This is a genomic window from Mycobacterium sp. E2989 (genome assembly GCF_001667595.1).
GTDB lineage: Bacteria > Actinomycetota > Actinomycetes > Mycobacteriales > Mycobacteriaceae > Mycobacterium.
This window is the reverse complement of record NZ_LZJX01000002.1, coordinates 1-19223: the sequence shown is the minus strand read 5'-3', so window position 1 is coordinate 19223 and position 19223 is coordinate 1. Positions and strand designations below refer to the sequence as shown.

The window sequence follows — 19223 nt, the reverse complement described above, 5'->3', positions numbered from 1 at the left end:
CGCCGGTCACCAGTACGCCTTCGTCAGCCAGTCGTTGTGGCCGCCCCGGACCGCGATCGCGACGGTCACCAGGATGGCGAAGGCCCGCGCGAACTGCGCCATCGCGCGGCCGGCCTCGCCGCGCCGTTCCAGGTCGCGCAGCGCGACGCACGCGAGGACGCCGCTCAGGATCGGGATCGGCAGGCCGCACCAGCTGATCAGGCTCAGGGCGAACGCGGTGATCGCCCACGGGTTCACCGGCCGGGCGGGCGCGGCGAGCCGCGTCGGCGGGCAGATGATCATCGTTCGCTCCTTTCGTCGCCGGCTGCGCGATGGCGAATGGGGGGCCACGACAACACATTCGCGTATGGGGCTCAACGGATTCTTGGTGGATTCTTGGGACCTGGAGCATGGCGATGCTGACGGCGGTCGACGACCCTGCGCTGCGCGCCTGGGCGTACCTGTCCCGGGTGGCGGAGCCGCCCTGCGCCGAGCTCGCCACCCTGGTGCGACGCGTGGGCCCGGTGGAGGCGGCCGACCGCGTCCGCCGCGGGCACGTGGACGACGACCTGGCGCGGCACACCGAGGCCAGACGCGAAATCGACTGCGCAGCAGCCGATCTGGACCTGATCGCCGGGCGCGGGGGGCGGTTGATCACGCCCGGCGACGACGAGTGGCCGGTGCTCGCGTTCGCCGCGTTCGCCAACGGCCCGGCGCGCGGCCGCGGTGGGGCGCCGCTGGTGTTGTGGGCGCAGGGCCCGGTCCGGCTCGACGAGGCCGTGCACCGCGCGGCCGCGGTGGTGGGAACCCGGGCCGCGACGGCTTACGGCGAGCGGGTGGCCGACGACCTGGCGGTCGGGCTGGTGCAACGCGACGTGGCCGTCGTCTCCGGCGGCGCCTACGGCATCGACGGCGCCGCGCACCGGGCGGCGCTGGCCGCCGACGGAATCACCGTGGCCGTTCTCGCCGGCGGGCTCGACATTCCGTATCCCAGTGGCCACTCGGCCCTGCTGCATCGCATCGGCCAACACGGGCTGGTCTTCACCGAGTATCCGCCCGGTGTGCGGCCGGCGCGGCACCGATTCCTGACCCGCAATCGCCTGGTGGCCGCCGTGGCCGGGGCCGCGGTGGTGGTGGAAGCGGGCCTGCGCAGCGGCGCGGCCAACACCGCCGCCTGGGCGCGCGCGCTGGGCAGGGTGGTGGCCGCCGTGCCCGGGCCCGTGACCTCATCGGCGTCGGCCGGATGCCACGCGCTGCTGCGTGACGGCGCCGAACTGGTCACCCGGGCCGACCACATCGTCGAGCTCATCGGCCGCATCGGCGAACTGGCGGCCGAGGAACCGCGCCCGGCGACGGCGCTCGACGGGCTCGGCGACGCCGAGCGCCGGGTCTACGAGGCGCTGCCGGGCCGCGGCGCCGCCACGGTCGAGCAGCTCGCGGTCGCCTCGGGGCTGGCGCCCGAGCGGGTGCTCGGGCCGCTGGCGATTCTCGAGTTGGCGGGGTTGGTGCGCCGCCAGGAGGGCAGGTGGCGACTTGTCCGGGCCACCGGCGGCCAAGCTGCGGCGACGGCGCGACTCGTATAGTCGACGGGGGTCGCAGGGAACAGGAGGACAAGTGGCGGGTCGACCTCTGCAACGCTTCGAGGTTGTCGATACCAAGGAACTCACACCGCACATGGTCGCGGTCGTGCTGGGCAGCAAGGACTTCGACGCCTTCGTGCCCAGCAAGTTCACCGACTCCTACGTCAAGTTGGCGTTCGTCGCCGACGACGTCGACGTCGAGGCCTTGCCCCAGCCGTTGACCCTGGACAGCTTCGCCGGCCTGCCCCCCGAGAAGCGGCCGTCGGTGCGGACCATGACGGTCCGCCACGTCGACCCGGCGGCCCGCGAGATCACCCTGAACATCGTCGTGCACGGCGAGCACGGCATCGCCGGCCAATGGGCCGCGTCGGCCGAGCCCGGCCAGCGGATCTTCCTGATGGGCCCCGGCGGGGCCTACACCCCCGACCCGGCCGCCGATTGGCACCTGCTCGCCGGTGACGAATCGGCGCTGCCCGCCATTGCCGCGGCTTTGGAAGCGTTGCCCGCCAACGCGGTTGGCAAGGCGTTCATCGAGGTGGCGGGCCAGGAAGACGAGATCGGGTTGACCGCGCCGGAGGGCGTCGAGGTGCACTGGGTGTATCGCGGCGGGCGAGCCGACCTGGTCCCCGAGGACCGCGCCGGTGACCACGCCCCGCTGATCGAGGCCGTCACCACCACGCCGTGGCTGCCCGGGCAGGTGCACGTCTTCATCCACGGCGAGGCGCAAAGCGTGATGCACAACCTGCGGCCCTACATCCGCAAGGAGCGCGGCGTGGACGCGAGGTGGGCGTCGTCCATCTCCGGTTACTGGCGCCGCGGGCGCACCGAAGAGACCTTCCGGCAATGGAAGAAGGAACTGGCCGAGGCGGAGGCCGGGACCTCGTAGCGGGTTCGTCGGCCCGACCGCAGGCTGGCATCCTCTACTTCCATGGCGCATTTCGGGGACTACCAGAACGAGATCTACCTGCGCGGGCTGGGCGGAGTGGTGCCCCAGTTCCCGATGGCCTTCGCGGAGCTGGAGGCCAAGGCCGCAACGGCGCTGCCGCCGTCGGTCTGGTCCTACGTGGCGGGTGGCGCCGGCAACGAGCGCACCCAGCGGGCCAATTGCGAGGCCTTCGACCGGTGGGGGCTGATCCCGCGCATGTTCGTCGGCGCCGCCGAACGCGACCTGTCCGTCGAGCTGTTCGGCCTGACGCTGCCGGCTCCGGTGTTCATGGCGCCCATCGGCGTCATCGGCATCTGCGCCCAAGACGGCCACGGCGACCTGGCCACCGCGCGGGCGGCCGCGGCCACCGGCGTCCCGATGGTCGCCTCCACGCTGACCGTCGACCCGATGGAAGACGTCGCCGCCGCCCTGGGCGACACCCCGGGTTTCTTCCAGCTGTACACGCCCAACGACCGCGAGATGGCCGCCAGCCTGGTGCAGCGCGCCGAAGCGGCCGGATTCAAGGGCATCGTCGTCACCCTCGACACCTGGGTGACGGGCTGGCGCCCCCGCGACCTGAGCACCTCCAACTTTCCCCAGCTGCGCGGGCACTGCCTGGCCAACTACACCAGCGACCCGGTCTTCCGCGCGGGCCTGTCACGCCCGCCCGAGGAGGACCCGCAGGGCGCCGTGCTGCGCTGGGTGCAGCTCTTCGGCAACGCGCTCACGTGGAACGACCTGCCCTGGCTGCGTTCGCTCACCGATCTGCCGCTGCTCGTCAAAGGCATCTGCCACCCCGACGACGCCCGGCGCGCCAGGGACGGCGGCGTCGACGGCATCTACTGCTCCAACCACGGCGGCCGGCAGGCCAACGGCGGCCTGCCCGCGCTCGACTGCCTGCCGGGCGTGGTCGAGGCGGCCGACGGCCTTCCGGTGTTGTTCGACTCCGGCGTGCGCAGCGGAGCCGACATCATCAAGGCGCTCGCGCTGGGCGCGACCGCGGTGGGCATCGGCCGGCCCTACGCGTACGGGCTGGCGCTCGGCGGGGTCGACGGCATCGTGCACGTGCTGCGGATGATGCTGGCCGAAGCCGACCTGATCATGGCCGTCGACGGATATCCCGAGCTGAAAGATCTCACCCCGGACACGCTGCGGCGCGTCGACTGAGCGAAATTGGCGGCGCCTGCCAACGTTTCAGCTGTGGAGGCCGTCCTCGAGGAGTTCGACCAGTACCTGGAGCTGCAATGCGGCCGGTCGGCGCACACGCGCCGGGCCTACCTCGGCGACCTGCGCTCGCTGTTCGCTTTCCTCGAGGACCGCGGCGCCGGGTTCGACGGGCTGAGCCTGCTTCTGTTGCGGTCGTGGTTGTCGGCCGCGGCCACGGCCGGCGCGGCCCGCACGACGCTGGCCCGTCGCACCTCGGCGGTCAAGGCCTTCACCGCGTGGGCGGTGCGGCGCGGCCTGCTGACGGGCGATCCCGCGGCCCGGCTGCAGGTGCCGAAGGCGCACCGCACCCTGCCGGCGGTGCTGCGCCAAGACCAGGCGCTCGATGCGATGGCCGCCGCGAAATCTGGTGCCCAACAAGGGGATCCGATGGCGTTGCGGGACCGGCTGATCGTCGAGATGTTGTACGCCACCGGGATCCGGGTGAGCGAGCTGTGCGGCCTGGACATCGACGACGTGGACGCCCACCACCGGCTGGTCCGGGTGCTGGGCAAGGGCAACAAGCAGCGCACGGTGCCGTTCGGGACGCCGGCCGCCGAGGCGCTGCGCGCCTGGCTGGACGAGGGCCGGCCCGCCCTGGCGACGGCCACCTCGGGGCGGGCCCTGCTGCTGGGCGCGCGGGGCCGGCGGCTCGACGTGCGCCAGGCCCGCACCGTCGTCCACCAGACCGTCGCGGCGGTGGACGGCGCACCCGACATGGGGCCGCACGGCCTGCGGCACAGCGCGGCGACGCACCTGCTCGAAGGCGGGGCCGACCTGCGGGTGGTCCAGGAGTTGCTAGGCCATTCCAGCCTGGCGACCACGCAGCTCTACACCCATGTCGCCGTCTCCCGGCTGCGGGCGGTGCACGATCAGGCGCACCCGCGGGCTTGAGCGCGGGCGGCGACCTCAGCCCCGCAACGGCTTGAGCCGGATCGGCGTCGACTTCACCAGGCCCACCGGATCGACGTAGTGGGCGCCGGACGCCGGACCCCACATCGCGCCCCAGTGCAGGCAGGCCGCGGCCGGGCAGCCCGCGTGCCCGGCGTCCAGCGTGCCGATCACGGTCGCCGCGGTCACCGACTGACCCACCGACACCGCCGCCCGGACCGGCTCGTAGCTGGTCCGCAACCCGCCCGGGTGCGCCAGCGACACCACCGGCCGGCCGGCCAGCTGCCCGGCGAACACCACGGTGGCGTCGCCCGCGGCGTACACGCGCTGACCAGGCGCGCCGGGCAGGTCGACCCCGCGGTGCCCGGGCTTCCAGTCCGGTGCCGGGGCGTCGAATCCGCGGGCGACGGGCGGGGCAGGCCGCAGCGGCCAATCCAGCCGAGGACCGTCCGCAATTGCCGGCGCCGCGCTGAGCACCGCCAGACACAGCAGCGGCCAGAGAACCCGTCGCATCGGCTCAGTTCATCGCCGGGCGGGCCCCCGCACCACTCAGCCCGCCCGGTGCTGTGCAAAACCACCTGCTGAGTCGGTGTAAACTGCTGGTCGCAGCTCGTTCGCGGGCTGACTTCGCGCGTCTGCACCGCGTCTCCCGTACCACTAGGAGTTCGCACCGCATGCCGAGCGGTCCCCTGACGGGGTTCGGCATCGCAGCAGGCGCCAGGGCCCGGCTTCACCCGACGCCGGGCGACAACCGAAACAAAGGAATGGCATCACCATGGCCGTCGTGACCATGAAACAGCTGCTGGACAGCGGCACCCACTTCGGGCACCAGACCCGGCGCTGGAACCCCAAGATGAAGCGGTTCATCTTCACCGACCGCAACGGCATCTACATCATCGACCTGCAGCAGACGCTGACCTTCATCGACAAGGCGTACGAGTTCGTCAAGGAGACCGTCGCCCACGGGGGGTCGGTGCTGTTCGTCGGCACCAAGAAGCAGGCGCAGGAATCGGTCGCCGCCGAGGCGACCCGCGTCGGCATGCCGTACGTGAACCAGCGCTGGCTGGGCGGCATGCTCACCAACTTCTCGACCGTGCACAAGCGGTTGCAGCGCCTCAAAGAGCTCGAGGCGATGGAGCAGACCGGCGGCTTCGAGGGTCGCACCAAGAAGGAAATCCTGATGCTGACCCGGGAGAAGAACAAGCTGGAGCGCAGCCTGGGCGGTATCCGCGACATGGCCAAGGTGCCCTCGGCCATCTGGGTCGTCGACACCAACAAGGAGCACATCGCCGTCGGCGAGGCCCGCAAGCTTGGTATCCCGGTCATCGCGATCCTGGACACCAACTGCGACCCCGACGAGGTCGACTACCCGATCCCGGGCAACGACGACGCGATCCGCTCGGCCGCGCTGCTGACCAAGGTGATCGCCTCCGCGGTCGCCGAGGGGTTGCAGGCCCGCGCCGGGGTCGGCCGCGGCGACGGCAAACCCGAGGCTTCGGATTCGCTGGCCGCCGAGCCGCTGCCCGAATGGGAGCAGGAACTGCTGGCCTCCGCTGCCGCCAGCGCCCCCACCGACGCGGGCGCACCCGAATCGACAACAGACCCTTCATAGGAAGGCTGACCATTGGCCAACTTCACCGCCGCCGACGTCAAGAAGCTTCGGGAGCTCACCGGCGCCGGCATGCTCGACTGCAAGAACGCGCTGGCCGAGAGTGACGGCGACTTCGACAAGGCCGTCGAGGCGTTGCGCATCAAGGGCGCCAAGGACGTCGGCAAGCGCGCCGAGCGCGCCACGGCCGAGGGTCTGGTCGCGACCAAGGGCGGCGCGCTCATCGAGCTGAACTCCGAGACCGACTTCGTCGCCAAGAACGCCGAGTTCCAGACGCTCGCCGACGACATCGTCGCCGCGGCCGCCGACTCCAAGGCCACCGACGTCGACGCGCTCAAGGCCGCCACGACCGGTGGCAAGACGGTCGAGCAGGCCATCGCCGACCTGTCGGCGAAGATCGGCGAGAAGCTCGAGCTGCGCCGCGTCGCGTTCTTCGACGGCACCGTCGAGGCTTACCTGCACAAGCGTGCGGCCGACCTGCCGCCGGCCGTCGGTGTGCTGGTGGAATACACCGGTTCCGACGCGGAGGCCGCGCATTCCGTCGCGCTGCAGATCGCCGCGCTCAAGGCGCGCTACCTGTCGCGTGCGGACGTTCCCGAGGACGTGGTGGCCAGCGAGCGCCGCATCGCCGAGGAGACGGCCAAGGCCGAGGGCAAGCCCGAGCAGGCGCTGCCCAAGATCATCGAGGGCCGGCTGAACGGTTTCTTCAAGGACGCGGTGCTGCTGGAGCAGCCGTCGGTGTCCGACAGCAAGAAGACGGTCAAGGCGCTGCTCGACGAGGCCGGGGTGAGCGTCACGCGGTTCGTGCGCTTCGAGGTGGGCCAGGCCTAAGCCCCGCGCCTTCGCGGGTTAGCGTCGATCCATGCGACATGTGCACGCGTTCGGCGACGACGCCCTCGGTGATCTGGACGCGGTCGGCCTCGCCCACGCGATACAGGCCGGCTGGGTCAGCAGGGCGGAGGTGGTCGAGGCCGCCATCGCCCGCACCGAGGCCGTCGACCCGTTGCTCAACGGCCTGGCCTACGCCGCCTTTCAGCAGGCCCGAACGGCGGCGCCGGCGCAGGGTTTCTTTGACGGCGTGCCGACGTTCCTCAAGGACAACGTCGACATCGCCGGCCAGCCGACGATGCACGGCACCGACGCGTGGACGCCGTGGAACGCCACCTCCGACGGCGAGTTCACCCGCCTGTTCCTGGCCACCGGGCTGGCGCCCGTCGGCAAGACGCAGCTGTCGGAATTCGGTTTCAGCGCGTCGGCCGAGCACCCCCGCCTGGGGCCGGTCCGCAACCCGTGGAACACCGATTACAGCGCCGGCGCGTCGTCATCGGGCTCGGGGGCCTTCGTCGCCGCGGGCGTGGTGCCGATCGCCCACGCCAACGACGGGGGCGGATCGATCCGCATTCCCGCGGCCTGCAACGGCCTCGTGGGCCTGAAGCCGTCGCGCGGGCGGCTGCCGCTGGACCCGCACCTGCGCCGGATGCCGGTGGGCATCGTCGCCAACGGTGTCCTGACCCGTTCGGTGCGCGACACCGCGGCGTTCTACCGGGAGGCCGAACGCATTTGGCGCAACCCGAAACTGGCGCCGATCGGCGACGTCACCGGCCCGGGCAGGCAGCGGTTGCGGATCGCGGTGGTGACCCGCTCGGTCCAGCGCGAATGCAGCCCTCAGGTGCGGGAGCTGACGCTGAAATCGGCCGGGCTGCTCGAGGAGTTGGGCCACCGCGTCGAGCACCTGGACGAGCCCCCGGTGCCGGCCAGCTTCGTCGACGATTTCGTCCTGTACTGGGGATTTTTGGCGCTGGCCCAGGTGCGCAGCGGGCGGCACCTGTTCGGCAAGACCTTCGACCGCACCCGGTTGGACAGCCTCACGCTCGGCCTGGAACGGCACACCGCCCGAAACCTGCACCGGCTCCCGCCGGCGATCATGCGGCTGCGCCGGATTCGCCGGCGCACCGCGCGGCTGTTCGGCACCTACGATGCGGTGCTGACCCCGACGCTCGCCGAAGAGACGCCGAGGATCGGGTATCTCGCCCCCACCGACTACCGCCAGGTGATGGACCGGCTGACCGACTGGGTCGCGTTCACGCCGCTGCAGAACGTCACCGGCGAACCGGCGCTCTCGGTTCCGCTGGAGCAGTCAGAAGACGGCATGCCGGTGGGCATGATGCTCTCCGCCGACCTCGGCCAGGAGGCGCTGCTGCTCGAGCTGGCCTACGAACTCGAGCAGGCACGGCCCTGGGCGCGCATCCAGGCGGCGTGATCAGCCGTCGGAGCCGAGCTTGTCGAGCATCCGCTTGAATTCGCGCTGCTGAGGTTCGGTCAGCTTGGCCAGGATGCGGGCGTCGGCGGTGCGCACCGCGCCCTCCGCCCGCTTCAGCAACGCGCGGCCCTGGCCGGTCAGCGTGGCGGGCAGCGCGCGACCGCTGGACACCGATGTCGGACGCTCCACGGCGCCAATGTCTTCCAGCTTGCGCAACACCGTGTTCATCGCCTGCGGCGTGACGCTCGCCTGCCGGGACAATTCGGCGCTGGACATGCCCGGAGCTATGGAAAGCATTCGCATGCAGACGAATTCGGGCAGGGTCAGCCCGAGCGGGCCCAACACGGCGGAAACCTCGGGTCGCAGCAAACTCGCCACCCGGTACAGCAGGTAACCGAGCGGGGCGTCTTCGGCCTGAACCATGTCAACCATATTGACATACTTCGCGCGATCACTGGGAACTTCGGCGCACAAAGTCCTGATTGCCGGCCCGGCAGACGGGTAACCCAAGTTCTTATGCCCAAGACGACGAAAGGCGGCAAGCCGAAGAAAGACGAATTGCCGAGCACTTTGCGGCGTTCCAACGCCAAAGCGCAACGCACGTTCGCCAAGACGCATGACGCGGACGCCGACGAATACGGCAGCGAAGAGCGCGCCCACCGGGTGGCCTATTCGGCCCTCAAGCACAGCTTCGAAAAGGTCGGCGACCATTGGGAGCCCAAGGCGAAGAAGGGCCCGTCCGACGAGCGCGCCAAGAGCGGTGGCCCACGCGCCTCGGGCGAGACCGCCGAGGGCGTGGACGCGAACGCCAGCAAGAAGCATCTGCTCGACCTGGCCCGGCGGCTCGAGATCAGGGGCCGGTCGACGATGAGCAAGGCGGAGCTGGTCGACGCGATCAAGAAGCATAACCGCAGGGTGCGCGGCCGCTGAGAAACGTGTCCTGCGACTCGTTTAGACCAAGGGCCACCGGGCATCCCGACTGCCATGGTTGCGTCCACCACCCGAAGTCAGTTGCGCCAGTGCCTCAACGATGTGGACTTCCCGGCCGGCAAGCAGGACCTGCTTGACGCCGCCGGCCGCAACGGCTGCGACGACGACACGATCCGCGCGCTGCGGGGCATTCCGCCCGAGACGTACAACAACGCCGCCCAGGTGGCCGCGTCGGTCACCATCGCCGACGATCGCGACACCCAGGGCAGGGCCGCGGCGCGTCGCACCCACACCAAGCCGGGCCTGGCCGAGAGCGCGAAGGACATCGGAGTCCAGAGCCCCATCGTCGAGGAACTCGGCGAGAACCGCGGCTCCTAATATCCTGTCGCGCTAGAGAATTGGCCGCCCTCCGGTCACGGCCACCCGCGCGCCGGAAATGTAGCTGGCGTCGTCGCAGGCCAGCAGCACATAGACGGGTGCGAGCTCGGCGGGTTGGCCGGCACGCCCCAGCGGGGTGTTGTCACCGAACGATTCGACGCTGTCCGGCGGCATGGTCGAGGGGATCAGGGGCGTCCATATCGGACCGGGGGCCACGCTGTTCACCCGAATTCCCTTTTCGCCCAACAGCTGAGCCAGGCTGGCCGAGAAGTTCGCGATCGCGGCCTTGGTCGCCGCGTACGGCGCAAGCGTGGGGTTGGGCGTATCCGAGTTGACCGACGAACTGCCGATGATCGACGACCCTGCGCCCATGTGCGGCACGGCCGCCTTAGCGAGGTAGAAGTAAGCGCCGACGTTGAGCCGAAACGTGTAATCCCATTCCTCGTCGGTGATTTCGTCGAGGCTCTTGTGCATCATCTGGTAGGCGGCGTTGTTGACCAGGATGTCGATGCCGCCGAGTTCCTGCACGGCGCGATCGACCACGGCGCGACAGTGCGCCGCATCCGACAGGTCCCCGCGCACCAGCACGCACTTGCGCCCCGCATCCTCCACGTAGCGGGCGACGTCGCGGGCGTCGTCGTCCTCGTTGAGATAGGAGATCAGCACGTCGGCACCCTCGCGCGCGAACGCGATCGCGACCGCGCGGCCGATGCCGCTGTCCCCGCCGGTGATGATCGCCCGCTTGCCCGTGAGTTTTCCCGAGCCCTGGTAAGTGTTTTCGCCGCAATCGGGAACCGGCGTCATCTTCGCCTGCACTCCCGGGGCGGTTTGTTGCTGAGGCGCAAAGCCCATCGGTTGCCCCTTATTCGTGATCGAGAAATATTGCCGGCAAACGCGCGCGGTTTACCGTTGGCTTGGACCCGCAGTGGGAACGTCGGGATCGTCGTCGGCCGGCGGTTCGGGGTCACGCCATTCTTCGGCGCGGCTCGACCTGTTACCGCGCAGCGTGCCCTCCAATTCGTGCTTGAGTTCCTCGTCCTCGCGCGGACTGTGCTTCGAGCTGCCGCGTTCCATGACGGCCCCTTTCGTCCTCGTCGCCTTCGCCTGGCTCCGACTACCCGCCAGGGCTGGGGCTAATCGCTCGTCCCGGGGGCCGCGGTGGCCGGCGGCGCGCCGATGCTGCGACGTGAATAGCGATACGGATGTGAATAACTGATGCGAAAGATGCTGTCCAACAAAATAACCGCGTTCCGGCAGCTAACGGCCCGGGAATTGCGAATTTACGCGAACGCACATGTTTAAAGCGGACAGCTAATGGATATGTGGCGCCTAGTGCGTATTGCCCTTACGGGGGGCGATTGTTCGACACGAAAGGAATGAGCAATGAAGGTCAGCAAGACGGCCGTCAAGACCGCTGCCGCTGCCGGGGGTATCGCGGTGGCAAGCGTTTTCGCCGCGGCGACGGCGTCCGCCGCACCGCCCAACATCCAGGGTTTCGGCACCAGCGAGCAACTCGTCGACGGGCCGCTGGTCACCAACTACACGGTGAGCAACCTGCAGCCCAGCAACGTCGCCATCCCCGGGTACACGCCCAAGGGAACGCTCTACCAGGCTGACGTCACCGCCCGGTCGGACGGCGGGCTGGTGACCCCGATGGTCAACGACTTCATCGCGCGCGGCCCCAACGGCCAGAACTACCGCGTGATCGACAAGGTGGGGGCGCCGAACGGCCTCAACCCCGCACCTATCCCGCAGGGCAGCGAGTCCACCGGGACGTTGTACTTCGACGTGACCGGCGCGCCCCCGAACGGCGTCGTCTACAACGACGGACTGCAGGACATCCTGATGTGGACGTCGAACGTGCCGAGCGCCGCTGCGCCGGGGGCCCCGAGCCCTAGCCCGAGCCCCGCGCCCGGTGCTCCGCCCAGCCCGACACACACCTAATCCGGCTTGCGGAAAAGCTCCCCGCGTCGCGTGCGACGCGGGGAGGTCCGCTTTTAAGGGCCCGGGTGTTGCATCGTGTGGGCGCGAATCGGGTACCCGGCAGCCATGAGTAACCCCGATCACAGGCCGGCCGACGTTCGCAAGCAGGCGCAACGGAACGCGGAGCGAGCGCGTTCGACCATGGAGGAGAAGCGCAGCGATCAGCGGGGTGGGGTGAGCGGCTGGGTCGCCGAGCGCGCGGGCAGGTGGGACCTCAGCGGGCAGGACGAGAAGACCCTGCAGCGGCAGAAGTATCTGTGGAATGTGCTGGTGGACTATTGGTTTCGCATGGAAATCGACGGCTGGGAGAACATCCCGGAACCGCCGGCGCTGCTGATCGGGATCCACTCCGGCGCTCCCTTCGTATGGGATGCATGGACCGTCGGCCTGCAATGGTGGCGGCGGTTCGGGCAGGAACGCCCGCTGCACGGCACCGCTCACGACGCGTTGATGGCGATCCCGGTGATCGGCCGGTACTTCCGCTCGATGGGTGTGCTGCCGGCCGCCCCCGACGCGATCGCCACCGCCTTGGCCGAAGGGCGGGACGTGGCGCTGTGGCCCGGCGGGGAGGTGGACTCGCTGCGCCCGTGGACCGAGCGTGACCAGGCCAACCTGGCGGGCCGAAAAGGCTTTGTGAAGATGGCCATTCGGGCCGGCGTGCCGATCGTGCCGATCGCCACGGTCGGCGGCGGCGACGCCATGCCGGTGCTGATCCGCGGCGACAAGCTGTCGAAAGCCCTACAGCTGGACCGCCTGCTTCGCCTCAAGGTGTTCCCCTTGGCGGTTTCCCTGCCGTGGGGGATCGCCCCGGCGGCGCTGCCGCAGCTGCCGCTACCGGCCAAGATCAGGACCCGGTTCATGCCTCCCGTGGAGCTCGACCACGATCCGGCGCGCGCGGATGACGAGTCCTACATCGACCGCAAGTACAACGAGGTCCAGGACGCCATTCAGGATGGAATGGACGCGCTCGCACGCAAGCGCGCCTTCCCACTGTTCGGCTGAAAGGTGTACTGCCACAAGACGATCAACTCGCCGGCGTCAACCCCGGGTCGGGCGCGGGCTGAGTCGTCGCCCCCGTGGGCGTCGTCGCCGCCTCGCTGACGATCCATTCCGGATGCGGGGGAGTCGCCGCCTGGTAACCGACGCCCCGGACGGTGCCGATCATCGACTGATGCTCGGCACCGAGCTTGGCGCGCAGGCGCCGGACGTGGACGTCGACGGAACGGACCCGGCCGTTGCAGTCATAGCCCCACGCCTCGTGCATCAGGCGGGTGCGGGTGAACGGCCGGCCGGCGTGCTGCACCAGGAAACTCAGCAGCTTGAACTCGGTCAGCGTCAGACCCAGGTCCTTGCCCTGAAGCGACCCGGTGAAACTCGTCGGGTGCAACAGCAAGGGCCCGTATCTCAGGCTGCCGTCCACGGCGCTGCGCCGGTGGGCGATCGCGCGCCCCAGCCGCTCCTGCAGCTCGTCCGCGTCGGCGCCGGGTGGCACGACATCGTCGACGGTCCAGTCCCCGGCGACGGCCACCTCGCCGGCCGGTGCCACCAGGGCCACCACCGCGGTGGCGGGTGCGTCCGTCGTCAGGCGACGGCACGCGGTCTGGGCCGCCGCGGCGTCGCCACGAGCGTCGACTATCGCCACGTCCCCGCAGTTGGCCGACCCGTGTCCGTCATCGGTGAGCGGTGCGCGCCGCATGGTCCGCGCGAACGAATTCAGGTGCGGCAGAACGCGATCGAAGTCGTCCGCGTCGGTCAGCAACAGCACGTCCAAACGACATCTCCGAAACTTGTGGTTCTGCCAGCGCAGCGCTGAATACCCGCTCGTCGGGAAACTATGCAAGCCCCCCAAAAAGGTCGATGGGCCCGGTCCGTGTGCACAGACCGAGCCCATCCTCCCAGCAAGCTACTGATTGGCCTTCTGGCGCTGCTCAGCCGCCTCGGCGCCGCCTCGCGCCGCCTCGGCCTCGGCTTCCTTCTTCGCCGCGTCGCGCTGTGCCTCAGCCTTGTCCTGCTGGGCCTGGCCCTCGCGGGTGAGGTCGTCACGACCCGCCACCGCGCCAACGGCCTCCTTCGCCTTGCCCTTGACGTCCTCGACGACGCCCTTGACGGCTTCAGCAGGTCCCGAGTTGTTGTCCGCCATGGATCCGTTCCTCCTTGTAGGCGTACTTTTGAGCGATCCGCCGACCGCCACGCGGCCGGTCCGGTCCCGCGGCGAGGCCGGCCCTTGTTTCTCAAGACCGACAATTCCCACCGCGATGCTGCGGATTCCCCCAGTCGGCCGTCGCTCAAACATCCGTGGTCCGACGGGCTTCCGCCGCCGGTGTCAGCTGGGCCGATAGCCGCGAAAAGCCGCCAGCATCGCCAACTCTGCGCATAACGCACCCCACCGGCACCGCGTTGTGCTGCGATGAGGCAGGATGTGAAATGCCGTTCCGGATGAGCTCACGCCGGGATGGCACTCTCATGCGAGGAGCCTGATGACGGAGTCCAGGGAGCCCACGGCGCCGGAGAATGGATCAGTTGCCGGGCAGTCGCGCACGCGGCCCAAGTACTCCAGGGTCCTGCTGAAGCTGGGCGGCGAAATGTTCGGCGGCGGCCAGGTCGGGCTGGATCCCGACGTCGTGGCACGGGTGGCCCGCCAGATCGCCGAGGTGGTCCGCGACGGTGTTCAGGTCGCGGTCGTCATCGGTGGCGGCAACTTCTTCCGGGGCGCGCAGCTGCAGCAGCGCGGCATGGAACGCACCCGTTCGGACTACATGGGCATGCTCGGCACCGTGATGAACAGCCTGGCGCTGCAGGACTTTCTGGAAAAGGAAGGCATCGTCACGCGCGTGCAGACCGCGATCACCATGGGGCAGGTCGCCGAGCCCTACCTACCGCTGCGGGCGGTTCGCCACCTGGAGAAGGGCAGGGTGGTGATCTTCGGGGCCGGCATGGGGCTGCCGTACTTCTCCACCGACACCACGGCCGCGCAGCGGGCGCTGGAGATCGGCGCGGAGGTGGTCTTGATGGCCAAGGCGGTGGACGGGGTGTTCTCGGCGGACCCGCGGGTGAATCCGCAGGCCGAGCTGATCGCCGCGATCAGTCACCGCGAGGTGATCGACCGGGGGCTGCGAGTGGCCGATGCCACGGCGTTCAGTCTGTGCATGGACAATGGCATGCCGATCCTGGTGTTCAACCTGCTGACCAATGGCAATATCGCCCGCGCGGTCGCCGGTGAGAAAATCGGGACACTGGTCACCACCTGAGGGGAAGAGCGAAGAAATGCGCGCTGGCGACGATGCAGAACGCAGTGATGAGGAGGAGCGGCGCAAATGATTGACGAGGCTCTCTTCGACGCTGAAGAGAAAATGGAGAAGGCCGTAGCGGTGGCCCGTGACGACTTGTCAACCATTCGGACCGGCCGCGCCAACCCGGGCATGTTCTCCCGGATCGCCATCGACTACTACGGCGCCACCACCCCGATCACGCAGCTGGCCAGCATCAACGTGCCCGAGGCGCGGCTCGTCGTCATCAAGCCCTACGAGGCCAGCCAGCTGGGCGCCATCGAAACGGCGATCCGCAACTCCGATCTGGGCGTCAACCCCACCAACGACGGCACCCTGATCCGGGTGGCCGTGCCGCAGCTCACCGAGGAACGCCGCCGCGAGCTGGTCAAGCAGGCCAAGGGCAAGGGCGAGGACGCCAAGGTTTCGGTGCGCAACATCCGCCGCAAGGCAATGGAGGAGCTGCACCGCATCCGCAAGGACGGCGAGGCGGGCGAGGACGAGGTCGGTCGGGCGGAGAAGGACCTCGACAAGACCACGCACCAGTACGTCACCCAGATCGAAGACCTGGTCAAGCACAAAGAAGGCGAGCTGCTGGAGGTCTAGCGGCCCCCAGTAGCTGAGTTCACCCAGGTCCGTGGCAACCACCGGCGCAGCCAGCCCGCCCGACGAGCCGGCGCGTGAGGCCGAGGAAACCACGTCGCCGCCGGCCAAGAAGACGTCCCGGGCGGGACGCGACCTGCGCGCCGCCATCGCCGTGGGCGCGGGCATCGGCGGCGTCCTCATCGTGACGCTGGTGTTCGCGCCGCGCTTCTGGGTGGCCATCGTCGCGATCGCCATTCCGGTCGCGACCCACGAGGTGGTGCGGCGGCTACGCGAGGCCGGCTACGTCATCCCGCTGATCCCGCTGCTGATCGGCGGTCAGGCCACCGTCTGGCTGACGTGGCCCTACCACGCCGCCGGCGCCCTGGGCGGCTTCGGCGCCACCGTGGTGGTCTGCAACGTCTGGCGGCTGTTCATGCAGGACAACCGCAAACGGCCCGAGCCGTTCGCCGGGTCGCCGTCGGCCAACTACCTGCGCGACGCCTCCGCGACCGTGTTCCTGGCCGCCTGGGTGCCGCTGTTCGCCTCGTTCGGCGTCCTGCTGGTCTACCCGCAGGACGGCGCGGGCCGGGTCTTCTGCCTGATGGTCACCGTCGTCGCCTCCGACGTGGGCGGCTACGCGGTGGGCGTGCTGCTCGGCAAGCACCCGATGGTTCCGGCGATCAGCCCGAAGAAATCCTGGGAGGGGTTCGCCGGTTCGCTCTTCTTCGGCATCACCGCGGCGATCCTGACCGCGACTCTCCTGGCGGGCAAACCGCCCTGGATCGGCGCGCTGCTGGGTGTCGTGCTGGTCCTCACCTGCACGCTGGGCGATCTGGTCGAGTCGCAGATCAAGCGCGACCTGGGCATCAAGGACATGGGCCGGCTGCTGCCCGGCCACGGCGGCCTGATGGACCGGCTCGACGGCGTGCTCCCGTCGGCGGTCGCCGCGTGGATCATCCTGACGCTGCTTTCCTAGGTTTTCCGGCCAGCCCCTGAGGTGGCCGATACTGGACGGGTCATGGTCCAACAACTGGTCTTCACCGAACCCCGCCCCAGCAGGCCGCCGCGGCACCTGGCCGACCTCGACGCGGCCGGCCGCGCGTCCGCCGTCGCGGAGCTGGGCCTGCCCGCCTTCCGCGCCAAGCAGCTCGCGCAGCAGTACTACGGCCGGCTGATCGCCGATCCGCGCGAGATGACCGACCTGCCGGCGGCCGTGCGGGACCGGATCGCCGAGGCGATGTTCCCGCACCTGCTGACGTCGGCCGCCGAGGTGACGTGCGACGCCGGACAAACCCGAAAGACGTTGTGGCGCGGCACCGATGGGACGACGTTCGAGTCGGTGCTGATGCGCTACCCGCAGCGCAACACCGTGTGCATCTCGTCACAGGCCGGCTGCGGCATGGCCTGCCCGTTCTGCGCGACCGGGCAGGGCGGCCTGACCCGCAACCTGTCCACCGCGGAGATCCTGGAGCAGGTCCGGTCCGCGGCGGTCGCCCTGCGCGACGACTTCGGCGATCGGCTGTCCAACGTCGTGTTCATGGGCATGGGGGAGCCGCTGGCCAACTACGCCCGGGTGCTGGCCGCGGTGCGGGGCATCACCGAACCGCCGCCGCACGGCTTCGGCATCTCGGCCCGCTCGGTCACCGTCTCGACGGTCGGCCTGGCGCCGGCAATCCGCAAACTCGCCGACGAACGGCTCGGGGTGACGCTGGCGCTGTCGTTGCACGCGCCCGACGACGAACTGCGCGACACCCTCGTGCCGGTCAACAACCGGTGGAAGATCGCCGAGGCGCTCGACGCCGCCCGCTACTACGCCGACGTCACGGGCCGCCGGGTTTCGGTGGAGTACGCGTTGATCCGCGACGTCAACGACCAGCCGTGGCGGGCCGATGCGCTGGGCAAACGGCTGCACCGGGCGCTCGGCCCGCTGGTGCACGTGAACCTGATTCCGCTCAACCCGACTCCGGGCAGTGCGTGGGACGCCAGCCCCAAGCCGGTGGAGCGGGAGTTCGTGCGGCGGGTGCGGGCGCAGGGCGTCTCGTGCACGGTGCGGGACACCCGCGGGCGCGAGATCAGTGCCGCCTGCGGACAGCTGGCCGCCGAAGGCGGACAGCTGGCCGCCGAAGGCTGAACCGGGACGGCGTCCACCACGTCTAACAGGCATAGACCAGCAAACGAGGTGACGCCATGATTGTTCGGTTCCTGACCCCGCTCCGGCTTGTGGCCGCGGCCCTTTTCGCCGCCGCCTTGATATTCGGGCTCGGCGACGCGCCGCGCTCCGCCGCCGACGACCGTCTGCAATTCACCGGCACGACCCTGAGCGGTGCGCCGTTCAACGGCGCCAGCCTGCAGGGCAAACCCGCGGTGCTGTGGTTCTGGACGCCGTGGTGCCCGTTCTGCAACGCCGAGGCGCCGGGCGTGAGCCAGGTGGCCGCGGCCAATCCCGGCGTCACGTTCGTGGGCGTCGCGGCCCACTCGGACGTCGCGGCGATGCAGAACTTCGTCGCCAAGTACAACCTGAACTTCACCAACCTCAACGACACCGACGGCGCGATCTGGGCCCGGTACAACGTCCCCTGGCAGCCCGCCTACGTGTTCTACCGCGCGGACGGCAGCTCGACGTTCGTGAACAACCCGACCTCGGCGATGCCGCAGCAGGAGTTGTCTGACCGGGTCGCCGCGCTGAGGTCCTGATGGATCGGGGTCTCGTCGGCCTGGCCTTCGCGGCCGGGCTGGTGGCGGCCCTGAACCCGTGCGGGTTTGCCATGCTGCCCGCCTACCTCCTGCTGGTGGTGCGCGGGCCGCGAGCGGGGGTGGCGGCGGCCGGGCGGGCCCTGGCGGCCACCGCGGTCATGGCGCTTGGCTTCCTGACGGTGTTCGGCCTGTTCGGCGCGCTGACCGTATCGGCCGCCGGCGCGGTCCAGCGATACGTGCCGTACGCCACGGTCATCGTCGGCGTCGCGCTTGTGGCGCTGGGCGGGTGGCTGCTGTCGGGCCGCGGGCTGGCGGCGCTCACCCCGCGGCCGGTGGGCCCGCGCTGGGCGCCCACGGTCCAGCTGAGCTCCATGTACTCCTACGGCGTCAGCTACGCGATCGCCTCGCTGTCGTGCACCGTCGGCCCGTTTCTGGCGGTCACCGCGGCGGGCCTGCGGGGCGGGTCGATCGTCACGGCGGTGGCGATCTACCTCGCCTACGTCGGGGGGCTGACCCTGGTCGTCGGCGTCCTGGCCGTCGCCGCGGCGACCGCGAGCTCGGCGATGGCCGACCGCCTGCGGCGCGTCCTGCCGTTCGTCGACCGGATCGGTGGTGCCGTCCTGATGCTGGTCGGTCTGTACGTCGCCTATTACGGCGCCTACGAGGTGCGGCTGCTGGGCGCGAACGCCGACCCGCGGGATGCGGTGATCACCGCGGCCGGGCGCCTACAGGGGACGCTGGCCGGCTGGGTGTACCAACACGGGATGTGGCCATGGGCGCTGGCCGCGGGCGCGCTGACGATCGTCGTCATCGGCGGCACCTGGTACCGCCGGACGCGCGCCGGGGCGGCGGCCCTACCTGATCCAGCCGGCCAGCGTCCCCTGTAGGCGCCCGGCCGCGGTGATCACCGCATCCCGCGGGTCGGCGTTCGCGCCCAGCA

24 protein-coding genes are annotated in these 19223 nt (G+C 70.0%); 17 read left to right on the top strand and 7 right to left on the bottom strand.

Translation table 11 applies throughout. From position 1 onward, the window contains the following. Positions 1-6: 6 nt before the first annotated feature. Positions 7-282, bottom strand: a complete 276-nt coding sequence (locus tag A5680_RS00755) for a DUF4190 domain-containing protein (protein WP_067815117.1) — start codon at positions 280-282, stop codon at positions 7-9. Positions 283-395: 113 nt separating this feature from the next. Here A5680_RS00755 and dprA point away from each other — a divergent pair, with 113 nt between their 5' ends. Genes dprA through A5680_RS00735 form a run of 4 tightly spaced genes read left to right on the top strand, consistent with a single transcriptional unit; the run spans position 396 to position 4581 of the window. Next, complete coding sequence (gene dprA / locus A5680_RS00750; protein ID WP_156674969.1) at positions 396-1562, top strand: DNA-processing protein DprA; 1167 nt, start codon at positions 396-398, stop codon at positions 1560-1562. A gap of 31 nt (positions 1563-1593) precedes the next feature. Next, complete coding sequence (locus A5680_RS00745) at positions 1594-2445, top strand: siderophore-interacting protein (RefSeq protein WP_055403241.1); 852 nt, start codon at positions 1594-1596, stop codon at positions 2443-2445. A 42-nt stretch (positions 2446-2487) separates the two neighbouring features. Further along, on the top strand, positions 2488-3651 hold the full coding sequence (locus A5680_RS00740; protein ID WP_067815111.1) for a lactate 2-monooxygenase: 1164 nt from the start codon (positions 2488-2490) through the stop codon (positions 3649-3651). Between the two features lie 33 nt (positions 3652-3684). Next, positions 3685-4581, top strand: coding sequence for a tyrosine recombinase XerC (locus A5680_RS00735; protein ID WP_067815108.1), 897 nt, complete (start codon positions 3685-3687; stop codon positions 4579-4581). Between the two features lie 15 nt (positions 4582-4596). On the opposite strand, the gene A5680_RS00730 is transcribed toward A5680_RS00735, so the two are convergent. Continuing rightward, positions 4597-5091 carry a M23 family metallopeptidase gene (locus A5680_RS00730; protein WP_067815105.1) on the bottom strand — a complete coding sequence of 165 codons (495 nt, stop codon included), beginning with the start codon at positions 5089-5091 and terminating at the stop codon, positions 4597-4599. A gap of 262 nt (positions 5092-5353) precedes the next feature. Here A5680_RS00730 and rpsB point away from each other — a divergent pair, with 262 nt between their 5' ends. Genes rpsB through A5680_RS00715 form a run of 3 tightly spaced genes read left to right on the top strand, consistent with a single transcriptional unit; the run spans position 5354 to position 8447 of the window. Continuing rightward, the gene (gene rpsB, locus A5680_RS00725) at positions 5354-6190 is read left to right on the top strand and encodes a 30S ribosomal protein S2 (protein WP_055403237.1); all 837 of its coding nucleotides are present in this window, start codon (positions 5354-5356) and stop codon (positions 6188-6190) included. A 12-nt stretch (positions 6191-6202) separates the two neighbouring features. Continuing rightward, the gene (tsf, locus tag A5680_RS00720; RefSeq protein WP_067815102.1) at positions 6203-7018 is read left to right on the top strand and encodes a translation elongation factor Ts; all 816 of its coding nucleotides are present in this window, start codon (positions 6203-6205) and stop codon (positions 7016-7018) included. Positions 7019-7049: 31 nt separating this feature from the next. Continuing rightward, positions 7050-8447: an amidase gene (locus tag A5680_RS00715; RefSeq protein ID WP_055403235.1), complete on the top strand. Its 1398-nt coding sequence runs from the start codon at positions 7050-7052 to the stop codon at positions 8445-8447. Here A5680_RS00715 and A5680_RS00710 read toward each other — a convergent pair whose 3' ends face one another. Next, a complete protein-coding gene (locus A5680_RS00710; protein ID WP_055403234.1) occupies positions 8448-8870 on the bottom strand; it encodes a MarR family winged helix-turn-helix transcriptional regulator in 423 nt (140 codons plus the stop codon). Positions 8871-8963: 93 nt separating this feature from the next. Here A5680_RS00710 and A5680_RS00705 point away from each other — a divergent pair, with 93 nt between their 5' ends. Together A5680_RS00705 and A5680_RS00700 are read left to right on the top strand one after the other, a co-directional pair. Continuing rightward, complete coding sequence (locus A5680_RS00705) at positions 8964-9377, top strand: ChaB family protein (RefSeq protein ID WP_067815099.1); 414 nt, start codon at positions 8964-8966, stop codon at positions 9375-9377. A 54-nt stretch (positions 9378-9431) separates the two neighbouring features. Then, on the top strand, positions 9432-9755 hold the full coding sequence (locus tag A5680_RS00700) for a DUF2795 domain-containing protein (protein WP_067815096.1): 324 nt from the start codon (positions 9432-9434) through the stop codon (positions 9753-9755). A 12-nt stretch (positions 9756-9767) separates the two neighbouring features. Here A5680_RS00700 and A5680_RS00695 read toward each other — a convergent pair whose 3' ends face one another. Next, positions 9768-10607, bottom strand: coding sequence for an SDR family oxidoreductase (locus A5680_RS00695; protein WP_067815093.1), 840 nt, complete (start codon positions 10605-10607; stop codon positions 9768-9770). A 51-nt stretch (positions 10608-10658) separates the two neighbouring features. Continuing rightward, positions 10659-10829 (bottom strand): hypothetical protein, encoded by a 171-nt coding sequence (locus tag A5680_RS25955; protein WP_197281239.1) that lies wholly within the window; start codon positions 10827-10829, stop codon positions 10659-10661. A 309-nt stretch (positions 10830-11138) separates the two neighbouring features. Between A5680_RS25955 and A5680_RS00690 the strand changes: the two genes are divergently transcribed. Continuing rightward, positions 11139-11699, top strand: a complete 561-nt coding sequence (locus A5680_RS00690; RefSeq protein ID WP_055403230.1) for an MPT63 family protein — start codon at positions 11139-11141, stop codon at positions 11697-11699. Positions 11700-11804: 105 nt separating this feature from the next. Further along, on the top strand, positions 11805-12740 hold the full coding sequence (locus A5680_RS00685; protein ID WP_055403229.1) for a lysophospholipid acyltransferase family protein: 936 nt from the start codon (positions 11805-11807) through the stop codon (positions 12738-12740). Positions 12741-12762: 22 nt separating this feature from the next. Here A5680_RS00685 and A5680_RS00680 read toward each other — a convergent pair whose 3' ends face one another. Together A5680_RS00680 and A5680_RS00675 are read right to left on the bottom strand one after the other, a co-directional pair. Further along, positions 12763-13509 (bottom strand): response regulator transcription factor, encoded by a 747-nt coding sequence (locus A5680_RS00680; protein ID WP_067815090.1) that lies wholly within the window; start codon positions 13507-13509, stop codon positions 12763-12765. A 132-nt stretch (positions 13510-13641) separates the two neighbouring features. Continuing rightward, positions 13642-13878 carry a CsbD family protein gene (locus tag A5680_RS00675; RefSeq protein WP_055403227.1) on the bottom strand — a complete coding sequence of 79 codons (237 nt, stop codon included), beginning with the start codon at positions 13876-13878 and terminating at the stop codon, positions 13642-13644. Between the two features lie 337 nt (positions 13879-14215). Between A5680_RS00675 and pyrH the strand changes: the two genes are divergently transcribed. The 6 genes from pyrH to A5680_RS00645 all read left to right on the top strand — a co-directional run bounded on the left by pyrH (position 14216) and on the right by A5680_RS00645 (position 19170). Further along, positions 14216-14986, top strand: coding sequence for a UMP kinase (pyrH, locus tag A5680_RS00670; protein WP_055403226.1), 771 nt, complete (start codon positions 14216-14218; stop codon positions 14984-14986). Positions 14987-15052: 66 nt separating this feature from the next. Beyond that, positions 15053-15610, top strand: a complete 558-nt coding sequence (gene frr, locus A5680_RS00665; protein WP_055403225.1) for a ribosome recycling factor — start codon at positions 15053-15055, stop codon at positions 15608-15610. Positions 15611-15641: 31 nt separating this feature from the next. Beyond that, positions 15642-16565 (top strand): phosphatidate cytidylyltransferase, encoded by a 924-nt coding sequence (locus tag A5680_RS00660; protein ID WP_082970226.1) that lies wholly within the window; start codon positions 15642-15644, stop codon positions 16563-16565. A gap of 42 nt (positions 16566-16607) precedes the next feature. Beyond that, positions 16608-17720, top strand: a complete 1113-nt coding sequence (gene rlmN, locus A5680_RS00655; RefSeq protein WP_055403223.1) for a 23S rRNA (adenine(2503)-C(2))-methyltransferase RlmN — start codon at positions 16608-16610, stop codon at positions 17718-17720. Positions 17721-17776: 56 nt separating this feature from the next. Next, positions 17777-18283 (top strand): protein disulfide oxidoreductase, encoded by a 507-nt coding sequence (locus tag A5680_RS00650; RefSeq protein WP_067815085.1) that lies wholly within the window; start codon positions 17777-17779, stop codon positions 18281-18283. Next, positions 18283-19170 carry a cytochrome c biogenesis CcdA family protein gene (locus A5680_RS00645; RefSeq protein ID WP_067815082.1) on the top strand — a complete coding sequence of 296 codons (888 nt, stop codon included), beginning with the start codon at positions 18283-18285 and terminating at the stop codon, positions 19168-19170. Before A5680_RS00650 ends, A5680_RS00645 begins: the two co-directional genes overlap by 1 nt. The last annotated feature ends 53 nt before the right edge of the window (positions 19171-19223 follow it).